General features: G+C 66.6%; 16 protein-coding genes and 1 pseudogene. 4 read left to right on the top strand and 13 right to left on the bottom strand.

The genetic code is table 11. The features are described from left to right. From HY699_03970 to HY699_03950, 5 genes are all read right to left on the bottom strand, one after another. A partial coding sequence (locus tag HY699_03970) for a family 1 glycosylhydrolase (GenBank protein ID MBI4514958.1) occupies nt 1–1,027 on the bottom strand: 1,027 nt, incomplete at its 3' end. Between the two features lie 56 nt (nt 1,028–1,083). Continuing rightward, nucleotides 1,084–1,791, bottom strand: coding sequence for a uracil-DNA glycosylase (locus HY699_03965; protein ID MBI4514957.1), 708 nt, complete (start codon nt 1,789–1,791; stop codon nt 1,084–1,086). A gap of 64 nt (nt 1,792–1,855) precedes the next feature. Beyond that, nucleotides 1,856–2,119 (bottom strand): hypothetical protein, encoded by a 264-nt coding sequence (locus HY699_03960; protein MBI4514956.1) that lies wholly within the window; start codon nt 2,117–2,119, stop codon nt 1,856–1,858. 118 nt (nt 2,120–2,237) lie between these two features. Then, entirely contained in the window at nt 2,238–2,447 is a 210-nt protein-coding gene (locus HY699_03955) for a hypothetical protein (GenBank protein ID MBI4514955.1), read from the bottom strand. A gap of 31 nt (nt 2,448–2,478) precedes the next feature. Beyond that, nucleotides 2,479–2,877, bottom strand: coding sequence for a hypothetical protein (locus HY699_03950; protein MBI4514954.1), 399 nt, complete (start codon nt 2,875–2,877; stop codon nt 2,479–2,481). A gap of 374 nt (nt 2,878–3,251) precedes the next feature. On the opposite strand from HY699_03950, the gene HY699_03945 reads away from it, so the two are divergent. Beyond that, nucleotides 3,252–4,496, top strand: coding sequence for a transglycosylase SLT domain-containing protein (locus HY699_03945; GenBank protein ID MBI4514953.1), 1,245 nt, complete (start codon nt 3,252–3,254; stop codon nt 4,494–4,496). An 88-nt stretch (nt 4,497–4,584) separates the two neighbouring features. Here HY699_03945 and HY699_03940 read toward each other — a convergent pair whose 3' ends face one another. The 3 genes from HY699_03940 to HY699_03930 form a co-directional block, all read right to left on the bottom strand. Next, a complete protein-coding gene (locus tag HY699_03940) occupies nt 4,585–6,345 on the bottom strand; it encodes a DUF1446 domain-containing protein (protein ID MBI4514952.1) in 1,761 nt (586 codons plus the stop codon). A gap of 42 nt (nt 6,346–6,387) precedes the next feature. Further along, nucleotides 6,388–7,146 carry an enoyl-CoA hydratase/isomerase family protein gene (locus HY699_03935; GenBank protein ID MBI4514951.1) on the bottom strand — a complete coding sequence of 253 codons (759 nt, stop codon included), beginning with the start codon at nt 7,144–7,146 and terminating at the stop codon, nt 6,388–6,390. Between the two features lie 94 nt (nt 7,147–7,240). Further along, nucleotides 7,241–9,256, bottom strand: a complete 2,016-nt coding sequence (locus HY699_03930) for a biotin/lipoyl-binding protein (protein ID MBI4514950.1) — start codon at nt 9,254–9,256, stop codon at nt 7,241–7,243. Between the two features lie 315 nt (nt 9,257–9,571). Between HY699_03930 and HY699_03925 the strand changes: the two genes are divergently transcribed. Then, nucleotides 9,572–10,516: a TIGR03560 family F420-dependent LLM class oxidoreductase gene (locus HY699_03925; protein ID MBI4514949.1), complete on the top strand. Its 945-nt coding sequence runs from the start codon at nt 9,572–9,574 to the stop codon at nt 10,514–10,516. A gap of 6 nt (nt 10,517–10,522) precedes the next feature. Here the strand turns inward: HY699_03925 and HY699_03920 are convergent, their stop codons facing one another. Beyond that, nucleotides 10,523–11,599: a hypothetical protein gene (locus HY699_03920; protein MBI4514948.1), complete on the bottom strand. Its 1,077-nt coding sequence runs from the start codon at nt 11,597–11,599 to the stop codon at nt 10,523–10,525. 49 nt (nt 11,600–11,648) lie between these two features. Continuing rightward, complete coding sequence (locus tag HY699_03915) at nt 11,649–12,779, bottom strand: LLM class flavin-dependent oxidoreductase (protein ID MBI4514947.1); 1,131 nt, start codon at nt 12,777–12,779, stop codon at nt 11,649–11,651. Between the two features lie 215 nt (nt 12,780–12,994). On the opposite strand from HY699_03915, the gene HY699_03910 reads away from it, so the two are divergent. Next, nucleotides 12,995–14,050 (top strand): dihydrodipicolinate reductase, encoded by a 1,056-nt coding sequence (locus HY699_03910; protein ID MBI4514946.1) that lies wholly within the window; start codon nt 12,995–12,997, stop codon nt 14,048–14,050. Nucleotides 14,051–14,208: 158 nt separating this feature from the next. Here HY699_03910 and HY699_03905 read toward each other — a convergent pair whose 3' ends face one another. The 3 genes from HY699_03905 to HY699_03895 all read right to left on the bottom strand — a co-directional run bounded on the left by HY699_03905 (nt 14,209) and on the right by HY699_03895 (nt 17,299). Continuing rightward, a complete protein-coding gene (locus HY699_03905) occupies nt 14,209–14,661 on the bottom strand; it encodes a DUF2304 domain-containing protein (GenBank protein MBI4514945.1) in 453 nt (150 codons plus the stop codon). Nucleotides 14,662–14,671: 10 nt separating this feature from the next. Beyond that, nucleotides 14,672–15,415 carry a glycosyltransferase family 2 protein gene (locus tag HY699_03900; protein MBI4514944.1) on the bottom strand — a complete coding sequence of 248 codons (744 nt, stop codon included), beginning with the start codon at nt 15,413–15,415 and terminating at the stop codon, nt 14,672–14,674. Between the two features lie 210 nt (nt 15,416–15,625). Continuing rightward, the gene (locus HY699_03895) at nt 15,626–17,299 is read right to left on the bottom strand and encodes a hypothetical protein (GenBank protein ID MBI4514943.1); all 1,674 of its coding nucleotides are present in this window, start codon (nt 17,297–17,299) and stop codon (nt 15,626–15,628) included. 279 nt (nt 17,300–17,578) lie between these two features. On the opposite strand from HY699_03895, the pseudogene HY699_03890 reads away from it, so the two are divergent. Next, nucleotides 17,579–17,822: pseudogene (locus HY699_03890) on the top strand (GIY-YIG nuclease family protein). Nucleotides 17,823–17,881 lie beyond the last annotated feature (59 nt).

The raw sequence follows: 17,881 nt of genomic DNA, 5'->3' as shown, positions 1-17,881 counted from the left end.
CTTCATAGTCGCGCGTGATCCGCATCAGCGCGTCGTAAAGGTGGTCGGGATAGACCTCCCAGCCCATCTCCGTATGTGGCCGGCCTTCCGCCTTCACTCGCGCAGCCCCCAGCAGCAGCGAATCAGGATCGTCCTTCACGAGCGCGCGCGAGTAGCTGTTGTGGCCGAAGAAATCGATCGGCGGTGACAGCAGGGCGAGGTCACCGTTGGTGATCTTCGGCGCCAGCGGGCCGAGCCGTTCGAGGATGTCGGCGGGATACCCACCTTTGAGCGGCGGGTCCCAATACCAGCGGTTAGTAAAGCCATCGTAACGGTGCGCGGCGGCGCGGTCGGCCTCACTGTCGGTCGCCGGATAGACCGGCATCGACACCTGGGTGATGCCGAGGTGCGAGTCTGCCACCGCTGCCCGCAGCGCCCGCACCGCGTGGCCGTGGGCCAAGTTGAGGTGGTGCGAGGCCTGGAAGCCCAGCGCCGGATCGGTCTTGCCCGGGGCCAGCATGCCGAAGATGTATCCACCAGCCACGGTCGCGAGCGGTTCGTTGAGCGTGATCCAGTCCTTGACCCGGTCACCGAGGGTACGTCCCAGCAAGGCCGCGTAATCCCCGAAGGCCGCCGCCGTGTCACGCGCACCCCAGCCGCCGCGCTCCTCCAGCGCCTGCGGCAAGTCCCAATGGTACAGCGTGATGAAAGGCCGGATGCGTTGCTCCAGAAGGGCATCGACCAGCCGGCTGTAGAAATCGAGCCCCGCCTGATTGGGCGCGCCGGTGCCTTGCGGCAGCACGCGCGGCCAGGACACCGAGAAGCGGTAGGCGTTGAGGCCGAGGGCAGCCATGATCGCGACGTCGTCGCGGTAACGGTGATAGTGATCGCAGGCGACATCACCGTTGTGATCCTCGAAGATCTTGCCCGGCGTATGACTGAAGGTGTCCCAAATCGACGACCCCTTGCCGTCGGCTTTGTGCGCGCCCTCGATCTGATACGCCGCCGTCGCCGTGCCCCACAGAAAGCCTTCTGGAAATCGCAGCATCGCTCGCCTCCCTGCCAAGTTCCCGCCGGCACCAGACCGCACTTGCACGGTGCAGGTCAAGGGCCACGCCCGGTTTGGTCACGGGCGCGCTGTAGCAGCCGCCGCACGGTGACGAACACCTCGGCCAGCATCGCCCGGGTGAGCCGCCCGGTGAGCGTATTTTGCTGGCTCGGGTGGTAGGAGGTCACCAGCGTCAGCTCACCCAGCTGGTGAGTTGCGCCGTGACCGAAGCTGGGCCGAGGGCGCGGCACGCTTTGGCCCGCCGCCGCACGCGCTGCCAAGTAGCCGTCCATGGCGATGCGTCCGAGCGCCACGACCACCTGCACGCGCGGGAGCAACTGCAGCTCCCGCGCCAGGTACGCACGGCAGCGCTCCAGCTCAACCCGCGACGGCTTGTTGTCGGGCGGAGCACAACGCACTGCGGCCGTGATGTAAGCGTCAGTAAGCCGCAAGCCGTCCCGGCGATCAGTGGATTCGGGCTGATTGGCAAAGCCGGCGGCATGGAGCGCGGCGAACAGCCAATCTCCGCTGCGGTCACCGGTAAACAGCCGCCCGGTGCGATTACCGCCGTGTGCGGCTGGCGCCAAGCCGACCAGCAGCACGCGCGCTTGCGGGTCACCGAAACCCGGCAGGGGTTTGCCCCAGTAGGCACAATCAAGATACTGGCGGCGCTTTTCGTGCGCGACCCGCTCGCGATGTGCCACCAGCCGCGGACAGGCGCGGCAAGCAACAACCGCCCGCCCCAGCTCTGGCAACGTCGCCAACTCGCAGGCAACTGCCGCTACCGGCACGTGGGATTCCACCGGCCCAGGGGCCGCGGGTACGCAATCAGTGAGTGGTGACCGGGCCGCCGCCCGGGCTCACCTCGAGGAGTTGGCTCACGGCATCACTGGCTGGCGCCAGCACGCGGTCGAGGGTTTCGGCCAACAAATGCTCGATGTCCGACACGTCGTCTACCGTCAGAGCGTTCATGTCCTGGTGCATGCCATGCAGCGCCCAGATCGCAATGCGCAGTCGGGCGCGCACATCCTCCAGCATGCTAACTATCTCCTGGGGATCTAGCGGGTCGGTCTCTTCGTGGTCGTCAGCCATCGTCCTCCTCCGGGGGTTGCCGGCTGTTTCAGTCTGCCCACACTGCACTTAGGTTGCAAGCGCCGATTTCGTGCCGGTCTTGCCCGGGGCCGGCAGCCCCGTACGCAACCTGCGGGGCTTAGTCGCCGAGCGTCTCCCAATGGATCTCCCAGAAATCGGGCACCGGCGGCGCGACTTCCAGGTGACCGCCAAAGCACTCGAAGCTGGGGCGATGGCGCAGCCGATCGTTGAGCAGGCGCACGTATTCCTCAAGCGGCTGACTGCCGGGATCACCAACATCGAGGCGGCGGCGATCGCGGCACTTCTTGCAGGTTACGTCGACGCGCACTGGGGCCGGCCGCCATTGCCAGGACGGGCTACTAGCGCTTGCGTGTGTGCTGGCGCCGTGGCGGCGGCACCGCGGTCGGCGTCGGGCTGGGCGTGGGGGTGGGCGCCTCGCCCAGCACCGCGCGACCCTGTGCCTGTACCAGCAGCGCCTGCCGCGCCTTGTCTACCAGCCGTTGCTCGGCTTGCACTCGGCGCTCCAACTGCCGGAAGGCATCGACGCTCATATGGTACGGCTCCACGGCGCGCTCGATCGTCAGGTCATGATCCATTTGCATCGCGCTGTAGACGGCGATGAAAGTCTGCAGCTCACTGTCGGCAACCTTGGACGAGCCCGGCTCCTCGGTCTCTTGTGCCGCCGGGCGCAACGCCACCGCCAGCACGGCAATCACCGCCAGCAGAGAGAGAGCGAGAGTCGAACGGGTCAGGCGCATCGGCTGTTTCGGCACTTGCGGACCGTTGCCCGATGGTGCCGCGGGTATCCTGCGGCTCAGCCCGTGCGCTGTCAAGCTGTCCGGCCGATGAATCCGATGAATGCCGAGGGCTCGAGCAAATCTTCACGTGCACGCATTTACCGCGCAGCCCGGCGGTCGCACTCCGCGAGCGCCGGACAAGGGCAAAAAAGCCAGCCTCGAAGGCTTGTCGCGCGCGGCCGGCTATGTTACGAGCAACGCGACTCGCGCCGAGCGCGCAAGCACCCGCCGCGGGTCGGAGAATTGAGCAGTGTAACATCTGGCTGTGTCGTCTGAGGGCGCCTCCGGCTCTTCCCCACCCAGACGACCCAAGAGATCACGAGGGAGGAACCCAAATGGGGGCTCGCACATATGGAGCCGTACTCCCCCGCTGGTTGGGGATTACGCTCCTCGTCGGAACCTGGCACCTGGCTGGTTGTAGCGCCTACCGCGTAAACCACACCGCCGAACCGTTTCTTGCCGAGTACGCCGCCGGGCCGGCCGCGGCGGAACCCCCGCAGTTCAGCCTCGCCCGTCCCTCACTGCCCGAATCCGGCAGCGCCGCGCAACGAAGCCGGGCCGATCAGTTCAGCGTCTCGCACCCGCGCGTCGACGACTACGTCACCAGCTTTCAAACAGATTCCAGGGGCTTCTACCAGCGGGCGCTCAACCGCGGCAGCCGCTATTTACCGCGGATGGAACGGGTGCTGCGCGAAGAGAACGTGCCTACCGAACTGGCTTACCTGCCCTTGATCGAGAGCGGCTTTCGCACCCACGCGGTCTCGCGCGCGGGCGCTGTCGGGCCCTGGCAATTTATCCGCGCCACCGGCCGGCGCTACGGGCTACGCATCGACGGCTACGTCGACGAGCGCCGCGATCCGGTGAAGGCCACGCGGGCCGCGGCCCGCTACCTCAAAGACCTTTACGCCCAATTCGGCGACTGGCATTTGTCGCTGGCGGCTTACAACACCGGCGAAATGCATATCCAACGTGAGTTGAATCGCGGCCGCGCCGAGGATTACTGGGAAATGAGCGAGCGCGGCTATCTGGCGCGCGAGACCTGCAACTTCGTGCCGCAGTTCTTGGCCGCGTTGCAGATTGCCCAAGACCCGACCGCGTACGGCTTCGAGCAGCCGCCGGACGAACCGCTGCAATACGACTTGGTGCGCGTCAGCCATTCGGTGCCGCTCAAGACCGTGGCCAAGATCACCAACACCTCGGTCGACCAGATCAGCGAACTGAACCCGGCGTTACACCGCGGCGTCACCCCGCCCCAGGGCTACACCGTGCGTGTCCCCAAAGGCACCAAGGACATCGTCGAGGTGGCGCTGGCCCGAATGCGCCACGATGCTAGGCAGGTAGTGGCCGCGCCGCTGCCCTCGACGCCGGAGACCTACAAACTGCGTAAAGGCGACAGCCTGGCGGCGGTGGCCAAGCGCCACGGCGTCAGCCTGACCGCTTTGCTCAAAGCGAACCGTATTCGCGACGCCCGCCGTGTGGCCGCCGGTCGCGTGCTGCGCCTTCCGGCCGGCGCCCGCTCGGCCAAGGTCGCGGCACCAGCGCGCGCACCCCAACGCCTAGCCGCGCGTCGTGCCCGCTGATCGCGCCGCGACCCAAGTGGCCTTCTGCCACGACGAAAACCTTCCAGCGGCGCCGGCAGCGGCCGCGCCCGAGCGCTCTTGCGCCGGCTCAGCCTGCCAGCAGCGCCTGCGGAATGTCGACGATCTTGGCGCGCAGGTACTCGCCCAAACTCTTGGCCTGCGGATCACCGCGCGTTGATGCGGCCACGCCGTCGCCGAGCAGGCCGTTGATGACGAAGTTGATGCTCAACAGGTTGGGCAACGGGTAGCGCTCGACGCGCAGGCTGGCGGTTTCGGGTAGCAGGAGCTGCAGCCTCTCGGTAGTCAGATAGCGCTCGAGCCAGGCGTAGGCCGCGCCGTTCTTGACCCAGACGCCGACGTTGGCGTTGCCGCCCTTATCGCCGGAACGGGCGCCACAAATCGTCCCCAGCGCTAAGCGCTTCGTTGGGCCGGCCGGCGGCGCCGCGATGGCGACGGCCGGTACCGCGGCTTCCATTGCACTGGCCGGCGGCAGTACCGGTGGAATCGCGATGGTGTCGCCGGCGATCACCACGCAATGCTGCACCACCTCCGAAGGCACCAGCGCCGGCCAGTAGACGCCGTAGGGCGAGGCCTCGCTCGGTGGCGTGGTCATGAAGAAACCCGGGTAGTTCGCCAGCGCCATCTCCACCACCTTGTTGCTGAACACTCGTCCCACTCGGTTGGCATCGCGATCCTTGACCGAGAGTTGCAGGTAGGCGAAGGCGTCCTCGTTCGAGCGCGGATCGAGGCGATCGGAGCGCGTCAGGCGCACCGAGGCTTCGGCGAAGCGCTGCTGGCCGCCGCTGAGCGTCCAAAACGTCTCCTCCGCCGTGCGCGCCTTTTCTTCGATGTCGAGGCCGGCGAGCACGAATGTCATCGAGTTCTTGTAGCCCGCGAGGTAATTGATGCAGACCTTGGTAGTCGGCGGAGCGGGTTCGCCCTTCACCCCGCTTACCCGCACCCGGTCCGGACCTTCCTGTTCGAGCCGGATCGAGTCGAAGCGCGTGGTGACGTCGGGGTTCAAGTAGCGCGGCCCCTGAATCTCGTACAGCAACTGCGCGGTAACGGTGCCGACGGAGACCAGACCGCCGGTCCCGGTATGCTTGGTGATGACGAAGCTGCCGTCGCGGTGCATCTCGGCGATCGGGAAACCAATGCGCGCGATCTCCGGCACCTCCTTGAAAAAGGAGTAATTGCCGCCGGTGCACTGGGCGCCGCATTCGATGATGTGACCGGCGACGATGCCGGCCGCCAACCGGTCCCAGTCGTCGCGCGCCCAATTGAACTTCCAGGCCGCGGGGCCGAGCGTCAGCGCGGCATCGGTCACGCGCGGGCAGATCACGACCTCGGCACCGCGCCGCAACGCTTCCACAATTCCCCAACACCCCAAGTAGGCGTTGGCTGTCACCACCTGTGCATCGAGCGAGCTGAGCGGGATGTCCTTGTCGAGATGCCGCAGCTCGAAGCCGCGCGCCTGCAGTTCGGGCAACTGCGCCAGCAGGTCATCCCCGGCAACGTGAGCGATCCGCGCCTTGACGCCGAGCCGAGCGGCTAGCCGCTCGACTTCCTCGGCGAGTCCGGCCGGGTTGAGACCGCCGGCATTGACGACGATCTTGATACCCCGCTGCACACACGCACCCAACACCTCTTCCATCTGGCGCAGGAAGGTCTTGGCGAAACCTCCGCCGGGACTCTTCATGCGATCCTTGAACAGGATCATCATCGTCAGCTCGGCCAGGTAGTCGCCGGTGAGCACGTCGATCGGCCCACCCTCGACCATCTCGCGGGCTGCGCTCAGCCGGTCGCCGTAAAAGCCGCTGCAGTTGGCGATACGAAGGATGTCAGTCATGATTCGTTCCTCGGCCCTCTCCCAGAGGGAGAGGGAACCTGATTACTCTGCCCACTTGGGTTTGCGTTTCTCAACGAATGCTTGCATGCCCTCGGCGGCTTCGGCGGAGGCGAACAGTTGGCCGATTTTCTTGCTGGTGTAACGAAAACCTTCGTCCAGTGACAGCCCGGGAATGCGCCGCACCAGTTGCTTGGCCTCGCCGATGGCGTTGGGGCCGCCGAGGCGGACCATGGCGATTACTTCCGCGACCGCTTTATCGAGGTCGGCGGCCGGGACGGTGCGATGAATCAACCCGAGATCCGCAGCGCGCTGCGCCGAGAAGCGCTCACCGGTGAGGAACAGCCACATCGTGTTCTGAATGCCGAGCTTGGGAATTACCAGCACCGATATCATTGCCGGGATGACGCCGACCCGCACTTCGCTGAAGCTGAACACCGCCGAGTCGGCGGCGACGGTGAGATCGCATGCCGCAGCCAACCCGACGCCGCCACCGAAGGCGGGGCCGTTGATCCTACCGATCACCGGCTTGGGCGACTCCCAGATCGTCTTCATCACCGTCACGAACGGGTTCTCCTCGTCCGTTGCCCTGACGCCGCCGCTTTTCAGGTCGGCGCCGGCGCAAAACGCCGGGCCGGCGCCGGTGATGACGATCACCCGCACGCGCTCATCCGCGATCGCCGAGCGCAGGCCGGCGAGCAATCCCGCCACCACCGCCTCGCTCAGGGCATTGCGCTTGTCCGGCTGATTGAGCGTGATCCAGGCGGCGTCGCGGCGGATCTCGTAGATCGTTGCTTCACTCATTGTGTGTGCTCCTTCGGACGGGGAGGCTGACACCGGATTTAACGGATCAAACGGATTGTACCGATTGCATTCGATCCCTATCGTCCGAATCCGTTTAATCCGTTGTCGCCAGGTTGCCTGCCTTTCCGTGTTCGTCGGTTTCGAGCACCACCAACACCTCGCCGGCATCCACCTGCTGCCCGGTTTCCACCTTCACCTCGCGGACGACGCCATCGTGGGGCGCGGCCACCTCGTGCTCCATCTTCATGGCTTCGAGGATCACCAGCGGGGCGCCCTTCTTGACCGTCTGGCCGACGGTAACGCGCACGGACAGGATCTTGCCGGGCATCGGCGCGTGGCAGCCGCCGGCAACTTCCTCCCGCTCCGGCGGCGGAAAGCGCGCTAGCTCGCGCAGCTCCGAGCTGCCGAGCGCGCTGTGCGCGTAATGGATGTCGGCGTGCGCCAGGAGTGTGCAGCTACGGCGCACGCCGTCGATAGCTAGCGCCACGTGCGTGGCATCACATGAGAGCACGGCGGCCTTGAGCGACTTGCCATCGACAATCACCTCGATGTCGTCACCCGAGTGCACACGATAGCGCACGGTGATGGTCGCCTCGCCGCTGGTGAAGGCGGTCTCTTGCATCTGGCTCGGGTTATTGCGCCATCCCGACGGCAGCCCGCGCAGCACCGGGGCTTCGGCGCGCCGCTGCTGTTGCAGCCACAAGGTGATGGCGATCGCATGCACGCTGTCGGCCTCGGCCTGCGCCGGGGTTCGCCGCTGTGCCAGAGCGATGTGCTTGGCGATGAAATGGGTGTCGAGGTTGCCGGCGACGAACTCGGGATGGCGCAGGACCGCGAGCAGCAGCGGGATATTGGTGCGCAGCCCGTGCACGCGCATGCCGCTGAGCGCCTTGGCCACTCGCCGCACCGCCTCGGCGCGCCCCGGCGCGCGGGCGATGACCTTAGCCAGCATCGGGTCGTAGTAGATCGTCACTTCCGAGCCGGTTTCTACACCGCTCTCGTAGCGGATGCCGGGCACGGCGGGGGTTTCCCAGCGCACCAGGGTGCCGGTGGACGGCAGGAAGTCGGCGTAGGGATCTTCCGCGTAGACCCGGCACTCGACGGCGTGGCCGCGGATTGCGATATCTTCCTGTCGCAGGGGCAGCGCGGCGCCCTGCGCCACCAGGATCTGTAGTCGCACCAGATCGAGGCCGGTGACCTCTTCCGTAACCGGGTGTTCCACTTGCAAGCGGGTGTTGACCTCGAGGAAGTAGAACTCGCCCTGCTGATCGACGACAAATTCAACCGTGCCGGCGCTGTAGTAGCCGAGGGCGCGCCCGGCGGTGACGGCGGCGCTGGTCATGCGCGCGCGCAGGCGCTCATCGACGGCCGGTGACGGCGCTTCCTCGATGATCTTCTGGTAGCGCCGCTGGATCGAGCACTCGCGTTCGAAGCAGTGCAGCAGGTTGCCGTGCTGGTCGCCGAGAATCTGAATCTCGATGTGGCGCGGCGAGTCGAAGTAGCGTTCGATCAGCAAGGTATCGTCAGCGAAGGCGCTCTTGGCCTCGCGCCGGGCCGCGGCCAGTGCGGCGGGGAGCGCCGCCGCATCCTGGACGATGCGCATGCCTTTGCCACCGCCACCGGCCGAGGCTTTGACGAGGATCGGGTAGCCGACCTCCTGCGCCCGCGCGGCAACTTCGCGGTCAGACAGCCCATTCGCGCTGAAACCGGGAATCACCGGTACGCCGGCGGCAGCCATGATCTTCTTCGCCTCGATCTTGCTGCCCATGCGCCGGATCGAGTCCGGACTCGGCCCGACAAATGCCAGACCGGCGCCGGCGCAGGCCAGGGCGAAGTCGGCGTTCTCGGCCAGAAAGCCGTAGCCCGGATGCACCGCATCGGCGCCAACCCGGCGCGCGGCGTCGATGATCTTCTCGATGGCCAGAAAGGATCCGCTGCTGATCGGCGGGCCGATATAGACCGCCTCCTCGGCCTCGCGCACAAACGGCGCGTGGCGGTCGGGATCGGCATAGATCGCCGTCGTGCCCAGGCCCATCGCGCGGCACGTGCGCATGATGCGCGAGGCGATCTCGCCGCGGTTGGCGATGAGAACCTTGTGGAAGGCCGTCATCGCAGCGGCAGGCGACGGAGGACCGCCAACAAAAAGTGAGGGGCGGCAAGATCGCCACGGCTTTGAGCCGCCATCTCGGCCCGCGTTCGGTTGTCTGTTTTCGCTACCCGGTCTGTCATCCGCTCGCCCGTCCGACTTCGCCGAGGCGGCCCACGCCTCGGTGGCCGCTCACCTTAGCTAGAAGCAGCCGCGAGCGAAAGAGCCGGCAAGCCGCATACGGGAGGAGGCTGCGCGGCCGCCCAAGCAGCCATGGTTGACCGTGCGGCGGCCGCGTGAAACAAGCAACCGACAATCGGAACAAGAAGGGAGTCGCCCATGGGTACGCACCCGATTCGCTTTGGCATTCAAACCGGGCAGCAGGGGATTGATTGGGCTCAGATGCTCGATCTCTGGCAGCGCGCTGACGCGTGGGGATACGACTCACTCTGGAACTTCGATCACTTCTACCCCATCTTCGTCGACCCGGAAGGCCCGTGCCTCGAAGGATGGACGACGCTGAGCGCGCTCGCCCACGCCACCACCCGGGCGCGGATCGGCCATCTCGTCAACGGCAACACCTACCGCCACCCCTGCCTGACCGCGAAGATGGCCGCCACGCTCGATCACATCAGCGGTGGCCGTTTCAATCTCGGCATCGGCGCCGGCTGGTTCGAGCTCGAACACCGGAGCTTTGGCATCGACTTCAAGTCGGTGCGAGGGCGGCTCGAGGCGCTCGATGAAGCGTGCCGGATTATTCGCGGCATGCTGACGCAGCCGAAGACCACGCTGCACGGCAAGCACTACTCGGTCACCGACGCCATGTGCATGCCCCGGCCGCTGCAGCAGCCGCATCCGCCGATCATGATCGGCGGCACGGGTGAGAAGGTTCTGCTCAAGCTCGTCGCCACGCACGCGGACATGTGGAACGCTGGTGCCAGCGCCGAGCGCATGGGTGCGCTGATCGAGGTGCTCAAACGGCACGGCGACAAGGTCAGGCGCGACACCGGCAAGATCGAGAAGACGGTGATGCTGCCGCTGTGCTACAAAGCCGCGGCGCCGCGGCAGGAGTTCATGTGCCAGCTGGTCGCCAACATGCGCCAGGCCAGCCCCGAGGACGCCCGCCGCCAGATCATGATCGGCGACCGGCAGGAATGCCTCGACACCATCGAGCGCTATGCCAAGGTCGGCGTCACGCACTTCATCTTCATGGTGTTCGCGCCATACTTCATCGACGAGATCCAAGCCTTCGCCGAAGAGGTCATACCCGAGTTCCGCGGCTGACGATCGTCAGCGCTGAAAGTTGCGCCGGTAGACGACGTAGTTGGCGCAGACGTGGGCCCCGAGCTTTTCCGCGGTCCGGCGTGACGGCCAGTTGTCGTCGAGCACGAGCGTGTAGCTGAGGTGGGTGTAGCCCCGGCCTGCCAGTTCGAGATAGGCGTGGGCCGCCATAGCGAGGTTGAGGCCGCGTCCGCGGGCCGGCTCGCGCACGCCGATGCCGAGGAAGTTGACCTTCTCCTCGCCGCGCAGTGCGCGTCCGGGTGCGAGCAGCGCCAGGAACGAGGTCTCCGGCGTCACCCACAACACGCCCACCGGCGCACCTTCGTGGTAGGCGATAAGCGAGGTTTCGAGCATGCCGGCGGGCGCTAGCGCCTCGGTCATGTCGGCAACCTCGGCCACGGTGAACGGCGTGTATCCCCAGTGCGCCTTGAAGGCATCGTTGTAGAGTGCCGTGAACTCAGCGACGCGCCGGCGTTGCGGCACCTGGTTGAGCGGTACGAGTTCGAAGCCGTTGCGCCGCGCGGCCTCCAGGGCACTCTGCCAGCGAGCGCTCAACTGGGGAGCCACAACGAGGCGGTAGTCGACGAAGCCGCGCTCGGTCTCGCAACCCGCGTCCTTGAGTAGGGCGTGGTAGTACGCCGGGCTCTGGCGCAGAAAGCCGGCCGGCAACGTCTCGTAGTCATCGACGGCGAAGGGGAAGTCGAGCATGCCCATGCCGGCACGCGCAGCGCTGGCGCCCTGTGCCGCCAGCCACTCGCACGCGGCGTCGATGAGCTGGCGAACCGCTGTGCGGGTATCGGGCAGGGCCTCGAACATCAACAGGTGCCCGAGCCGCTCGTGCCAGTGCTGCTGGTAGCGCCGGTCGATCGCTGCCAGCACTCGGGCCACGATGCGGCCGCCGTCGCGAGCGACAAACGGGCGCAGCACCCGATCGCGCGCGAACGGGCTGTCGCCGGTGAGGATCGGCAGCTGAAACGGCACCATGCTGAGCCAGCGAGCCGCGCGGTAGCTGTAGACTTCGTCGTGAAATAGCAGGAACTCGGTGAGCGCGTCGGTTCCCGTGGGAGTATCGAGGCGAATTGTCATGGACCGACGATAGTTGTCCGGCCACGGTGTTGACAAGGCCGCGACCCGGTCACCTGCCTAGCCGCCGCAAGCGCCGCATCAGCCCGCCCAGTCGCCACAGCCCTTTGGCTCCGTCGCCGGTGAAGCTGGCGCCGGCGTTGGCCAGGATGAAATGAGTGCAGCCGGCCTCAGCCAACGGCGCCACCTCATCGCAGATCTCTTGCGCGCTGCCGGCGTAGAGTAGCGTCTGCAGCAGCTGCGGCGTCATGGTTGCCGCGGCGCGGTCGACTTGTTCACGGGTGATCCGCGACGGCACCAGATCGAGGAAGCCGCCGTGCTCTTCGCCAAGTGGATGGCTAAGCCCGTGCGCGCGCCACACCACCGCCGGCGCACCCAACGCGAGGCTGGCGCAGACGCGACTGGCCAGGGCGCGTTCGAGTACGCGCTCGCGGCTGTCACCGAGCGCCACCATCATGGTGTGCGTCGCGGTGAAGCTTTCGAGGTTGCGCCCGGCGCGCGCGGCCGCTGCGCGAATCACGGTCAAGCGTTTGGCGTACTCATCGCCGGTCACCTTTTGTCCCGGCAGCCAGCCGTCGGCAAAGCGCCCGGTCAGGCTGAGCATGCGCGGATAGTGCGCGGCGACGAACAGCCGCGGCGGCTTGGCCCGGTAGAGCGGCAGGCCGAACACCGCATCGCGCAGCTGCCAGAAGCGGCCTTCGTAGCTCACCGGCCGGCCACCGCTGCTCCACAGCAGCCGGATGATCGCCAGCGCCTCCGCCAGCCGCTCGACGTTGTCGCCATAAGGCAGCCCGTACGGCTCGGTGTTCTCGCGAATGCCGTTGCCGATGCCGAGAATGGCGCGCCCCTTCGAGATGTGATCCAGCGTCACAAACGACTGGGCCAGCGACATCGGGTGGCGGCGAATGCTCTCGGTCACCGACGTGCCGACGTCGAGGCCGCGAACCCGTGTCGCGATGACGGCGAGCAGTTGCAGCGGGTCGAACAGCGCGTCGATTGACGGCACCACACGCGCGGCGCTGGTGATCTCCGGCCGCCACACCTCCGCCGGCGTGAAGCTCATGAAGTGATCCGGCAGCCAGAGCGCCGAGGCCCCCATCAGCCGCGCCCAGCGCACGTTGAAGCGCGAGAGCCAGAGCGGATACAGACACGCATCCTGATGGCCGACCGTAACTCGTCCCATTGCTCACCTCGCTGCCGGCGTCACCTACCATGCGCCGCGCTGCGGTGCACATTGGTTCTCGGGAAGGGCCTGGCTGGCCGCGGCTGCGGGTCGAGTGGGGAGATCGACACGGGCTAGCCTCGGAGGAGACGGCGTGAGGGCACGGCGGCGCCAGGCTGAAGCCGCCGCTTGCAAGCGAGCGCTCGCTGTTGGACAAAGGCGCGCGGGAGGGCCTCATGCCATATCGAGTCATTCAGTGGGCCACCGGTAACGTCGGCCGCGCCGCCGTGCAAGGCATCGTATCGCATCCGCAGCTGGAGTTGGTCGGCGCTTGGGTGCACAGCGCCGACAAAACCGGGCGCGATGTCGGCGAGTTGTGCGGCATTGGGCGGCTCGGCGTGCAGGCAACGACGGACGTCGAGGCAATTCTGGCAATGCCGGCTGACTGCGTGCTGTACAGCCCCTTGCTGCCGCAGCTCGACGAGGTGGTTCGCCTGCTGGAGTCGGGCAAGAACGTCGTCACCCCGGTGGGTTGGTTCTATCCGTTCAACACCCCCGGGGTGGCGCAGCTCGAAGCGGCGTGCCGCGCAGGCGGTGTTTCGCTGCACGGTACGGGCATCCATCCGGGTGGTATCACGGAGCTACTGCCGCTGACGATCTCAGCGCTGTCACGCAACATCCGCCACGTTCGCGCCGAGGAGTTCTCCGACATTCGCGTCTACCGCGCCGAACTGGTCGTGCGCGAGCTGATGCTGTTCGGCAAGGCGCCGGACGAAGCCAAGCGCAGCCCGATGCTCGATCTGCTCGGCTTCGGTTTCGGCCAATCGATCGACATGGTGGCAGCGGCGCTAGGCATGCGGCTCGACGCGCGAAAGGCCACGGCCCACGAAATGGCCGTAGCCACGGCGCCGATCGAAACACCCGTCGGCGTCATTGCTCCGGGCACGGTCGCCGCGCAACGGTTCGCTTGGCAGGGGCTCGTCAACGGCCAGCCCGTGATTACGGTGCGGGTCAATTGGCTGATGGGCGAGCAGCACCTCGATCCGCCGTGGACGATTGGCGGTGAGCGCTTCGAGGTGGAGGTGCAGGGCGACCCGGCGATCAAGGTTACCTTTCGCGGATTGCAGCCGCCGTTCGAGCAGGCCGACCTCGACCGCAACCCCGGCATCGTCGCCACCGCCATGCATTGCGTCAACGCGATCCCGTACGTGTGCGAGGCCGCGCCGGGCATCCGGACCTACCTCGACCTGCCGCTGATCACCGGCCGCGCCGACGCCGCGCTGCGGCGCTGACCCATCACCCCCCGCCTGGTCGGGGTGAGGGGCGCGTGACTTTCCTGGCACCACCAAGGGCGCGAAGAGCACGAAGGTCTCACTCGTTCGGCGAATCCTCTTCTTGGCCCTCGTCCACTCAATGCCCAGCGCCGCCGTCATTTCCCGAGTTCCAGATCTCATAGCTGGGATCGTGCGGGCGCGGACGGCTTGGGTTCTGGGCCGCGCGCGCTAGCCGTGCGCGCCAGATCGCTGCGCAAAATCGCCAGCTCCTGTGCCAGGTTCTTGACCTGATTGGTCAGCTGCGACAGCCGTACGGCATAATGCAAACAAATCGCCAGCAGAAACAGCTCGCCGAAGAAGAACAGCGTCGAGCTCGGAGTCCAGGCGCCGATCAGCTGCGTTAGCCAACGCAACGCGCTGAACCAAAGGCTGAGCACCGTGATCGCAACGGCCACCCCTAGCCAGATGGGCGAGTACTCCTCCCGCAAGCGCCCGCGGCGCACCAGGTGCAATACGCTGGCGAAGATGGCCAGGCTGACGAGCACCGCCAGCACCCGGGTGGCGGTGGCCTCGGGTTGCTCCATCAGAAAACGGCGCAGGGTATCGGCATCGAGCTCAGCGGGGGGCATGGCTCCTCCTTCACGTAAGCGGCTGACCGGGAGCGCGCAGCGATGCGCTCCGGAACAATGACAACATCATCTTGTAGGCGTAGTACACCACCGCCAGCCCTTGATGCATCGAGCGGCGCGGGCTCGGCGCCATGCGCACCGGCACCTCCACGATGCGAAAACCGAAGCGGTGCAGCAGCAGCAACATGTCGGCGTCGGGGTAGTCTGCAGGGAAGTACTCGCGGCAGTAGAGCTCAACGATCCGCGCCGACATTGCCTGATAGCCCGAGGTCGGGTCGGTGATGTGCGGACCGCCGAGGGCCGCGAGCAGCCGTTGCAGCAGGCGCCGGCCGGTGTCACGCGCCGCCCCCATGGCGTATCCGGAGGGCTCGATGAAGCGCGAGCCGAGGGCCAAGTCCGCAGCGCCCCGTTCAAGCGGTGCGAGCAGCTGCGGGATATCGGCCGGATCATGCTGCCCATCGGCGTCGAGCTGCACCAGCCAGCGCGCGCGCTGGCGCTGGGCGTATTTGTACCCGGTCTGCAGCGCCGCACCGTAGCCGAGGTTGAACGGATGGCTGACCACCCGCACCCCAGCCGCTCGCGCCACCGCGGCCGTATCATCAGAAGAGCCGTCGTCGATGACCACCACGGCATCGGCCGGCACCACGCGCGTGGTATCAGCCAGAGTGCGCGCGAGGCGCGGGCCCTCATTGTAGGCGGGAATGATGACGAGGGTTGGCGGCTCGCTGTCGCTGGAGTGCATCACGAGTCCCATGTTGCGGCTTGCGTTAGTAATCGAAACGCGACCGTTGTGCCAACGGCGCAGTTCACCACAGAGACGCGGAGACGCCGAGACGCCGAGACGCGGAGATGAGGGCCCTCGCTACGGCTGGGCGATGCGGCGAAATCCGTTCAATCAGTTCAATCCGTTGTAGAAGACCTGCTCTCGGCGGTTGGTTTCCGATTCTGCCGCACCCGGCAATTCTCATTTGCGCCTGGGCTCGGGCCGATAGCGCAGAATCGTCAGGCCGGTGCAACAGCCGGTGTCCTCGAAGGCCGCCATGCGCTGTAGCCGCGGCAGCAGCGCCGCGGCTTGGGTGGCCAGTTGCTGGTTCCACACCCGCGGCGCGGCGATGGCCACTGCATCCACCTGATAGCGGTCGAGGATGGCAAACAGCTCGGCGCTGCGTGTCAGCGGGTTGAAGGCGTTGGCGACCGCTTTGAGTCGGGTGCGGTGATCGACATACGCCGACCCGTGTGCCGGCGGCATCGCCACCACCGCCGTTCCCAGATAGTAAGGGAGCACGTACGACGTCATCGGGTCGGACAGCACCACCCGCGGTGTGAAGCCGGTCTGCGCTAGTTCGTCCTCTAGGTGCCAATTCTGCAATGGCCCGGGAGCGAAGAACCAGGTCAGCTGCGACCAGGCGTTGAAGTAGGTCCACACCGCCAGCGCCGTTCCCCATAGCACGCCGGCGCCGAGCGCCAGCGCGGCCGCGCGCCCCGGCCAGGCGTAGTGGCGCACTAAGCTAGAGGTACCGACCGTGCCGGCGCCAGCCAGCAGCGCCAGGGGAATGACTTGGACCATGCGTCCGGTCCACACCCCGCCGGCTGTTTTCAGCACTCCGAAGATCGGCGTGAGCAGCAGCAACAGCGTGCCGAAGGTGGCGTAGAGCGCGAAGCGCTCGCTCGCCGTGGCGGTGCCGGTGCGCCAGCGCCACAACGCCAGCAGCAGACCGAGCGCCACCGGTATCCACACCGGTCCCGGCAGCGCTTTCAAGATCGCATCCGGCCGATACATCAATAGTGTGGCCGGCCCCCAGGAGATCGACCAGGTCTCGTGGCCGAACAGCGGCTGACTGGCATCAAACAGTTCGGGTGCGAGCACCTCGCGCTCACGCCAGCGCAGGAGCACGTTGAGCAGCCACGGGGCGCTGAGCAGCAGGCCGCCGGCAGCGACCATGACAAGCCCGAGCGAGGGGAGGCGGCGGCTAAGGCTCAAGTCGAGGAACAGGAGGCTAAGGGCGCAAAAGCCGCCGGAGAACAAGTGCGTGGCCAAGCACGCCCCCAGCGCCAGCGCGGCCGCCGCCAACCAGCGCTGCTGTCTGCGCTCGTGCCAGCGCAGGTACGCGAAGAGCGCCAGAGCATACGGGACCAAGGCGAGGCCGCGCGGATACATGATGACGCACCAGGCCGGATCAGCGGGGGCGCTGAGCAACAGCTGCGTCAGCGCGCCGATGCTCGCTACGCGCATATCGCCCGTCAGTGCGCGCAGCCAGGCGAAGGTGGCGGCCACCGTGGCGGCGATCAGAAACGGCGGGAGCACCACCCACAGCTCGTGCGGTGCCAGCCCGGTCAGCCTGCACACAGCTGCCGCGGCGCCGTGTAGGAGCGAATAGTACGGCGGGGTGCCCATGTCCGCGTAGAAAGCGTCGCCGGCAAACCAGCCATGTTCCATGGTGTGCCGGATGAGCGCCAGATGCACCCAGGTATCGGCCTCGGTGTTGAGCAGGTGAAAGCGCACGCGGTAGGCGGCGGCGGCGAAGCCGGCGGTGACCGCAATTAGCCCCAGCCACCACCACAGCCGGAATGCCGGATGATCGCCGCTGAAACCGCTAGCGACAGCGGCCGCGGAGCCGCGTGAGTCTGTCTCCCTCAAGTTCTCCCACGTGCGCCGCGGCTCGGCTTGCCACAGTTGCCCCAGGCTAGCAAGGCAACGGCGTGATGGCCGAACTAGAGCCGGCGTGCCCCCACGCCGGCTCTGCCCTCCGCCGCAACCGGGTGCGCGACAAATTTGTGGGTAACGTGGTTCGGTGTTATGGCCGTCATTCCCGCGAAAGCGGGAATCCAGTTTGGCGTCTGGCGCTATCCCTTCCCTGCGCCGAGGATCTCTGCCCGGAAGCGGCGAAAGCGGGAATCCAGTTTGGCGTTTGGCGCTATGGACAAGCAGTTCTGCGTTTACATCCTGGCCAGCAAACGGAACGGCACGCTGTACATCGGGGTGACCTCACAGCTGGCAACTCGGGTGTGGCAGCATAAGAGCATACTACGAAGCTCACGTCTGCGCAGAGAACGCAATCGTGCGGGAGAAGCAGCTGAAGAAGTGGCGCCGCGCCTGGCAGATCGAGCTGATCGAAGCTCAGAACCCGGACTGGCGAGACCTCTATGACGAGATCGTGTAGCGCTGGCGGGTCGTAGCGAGCCGGTGCCGTGGATTCCCGCTTTCGCGGGAATGACAGAT

Source organism: Deltaproteobacteria bacterium, from assembly GCA_016210005.1.
GTDB lineage: Bacteria > Desulfobacterota > Binatia > HRBIN30 > JACQVA1 > JACQVA1.
The sequence above is the reverse complement of the archived record's forward strand: the minus strand, read 5'-3'. Positions and strand labels throughout refer to the sequence as shown.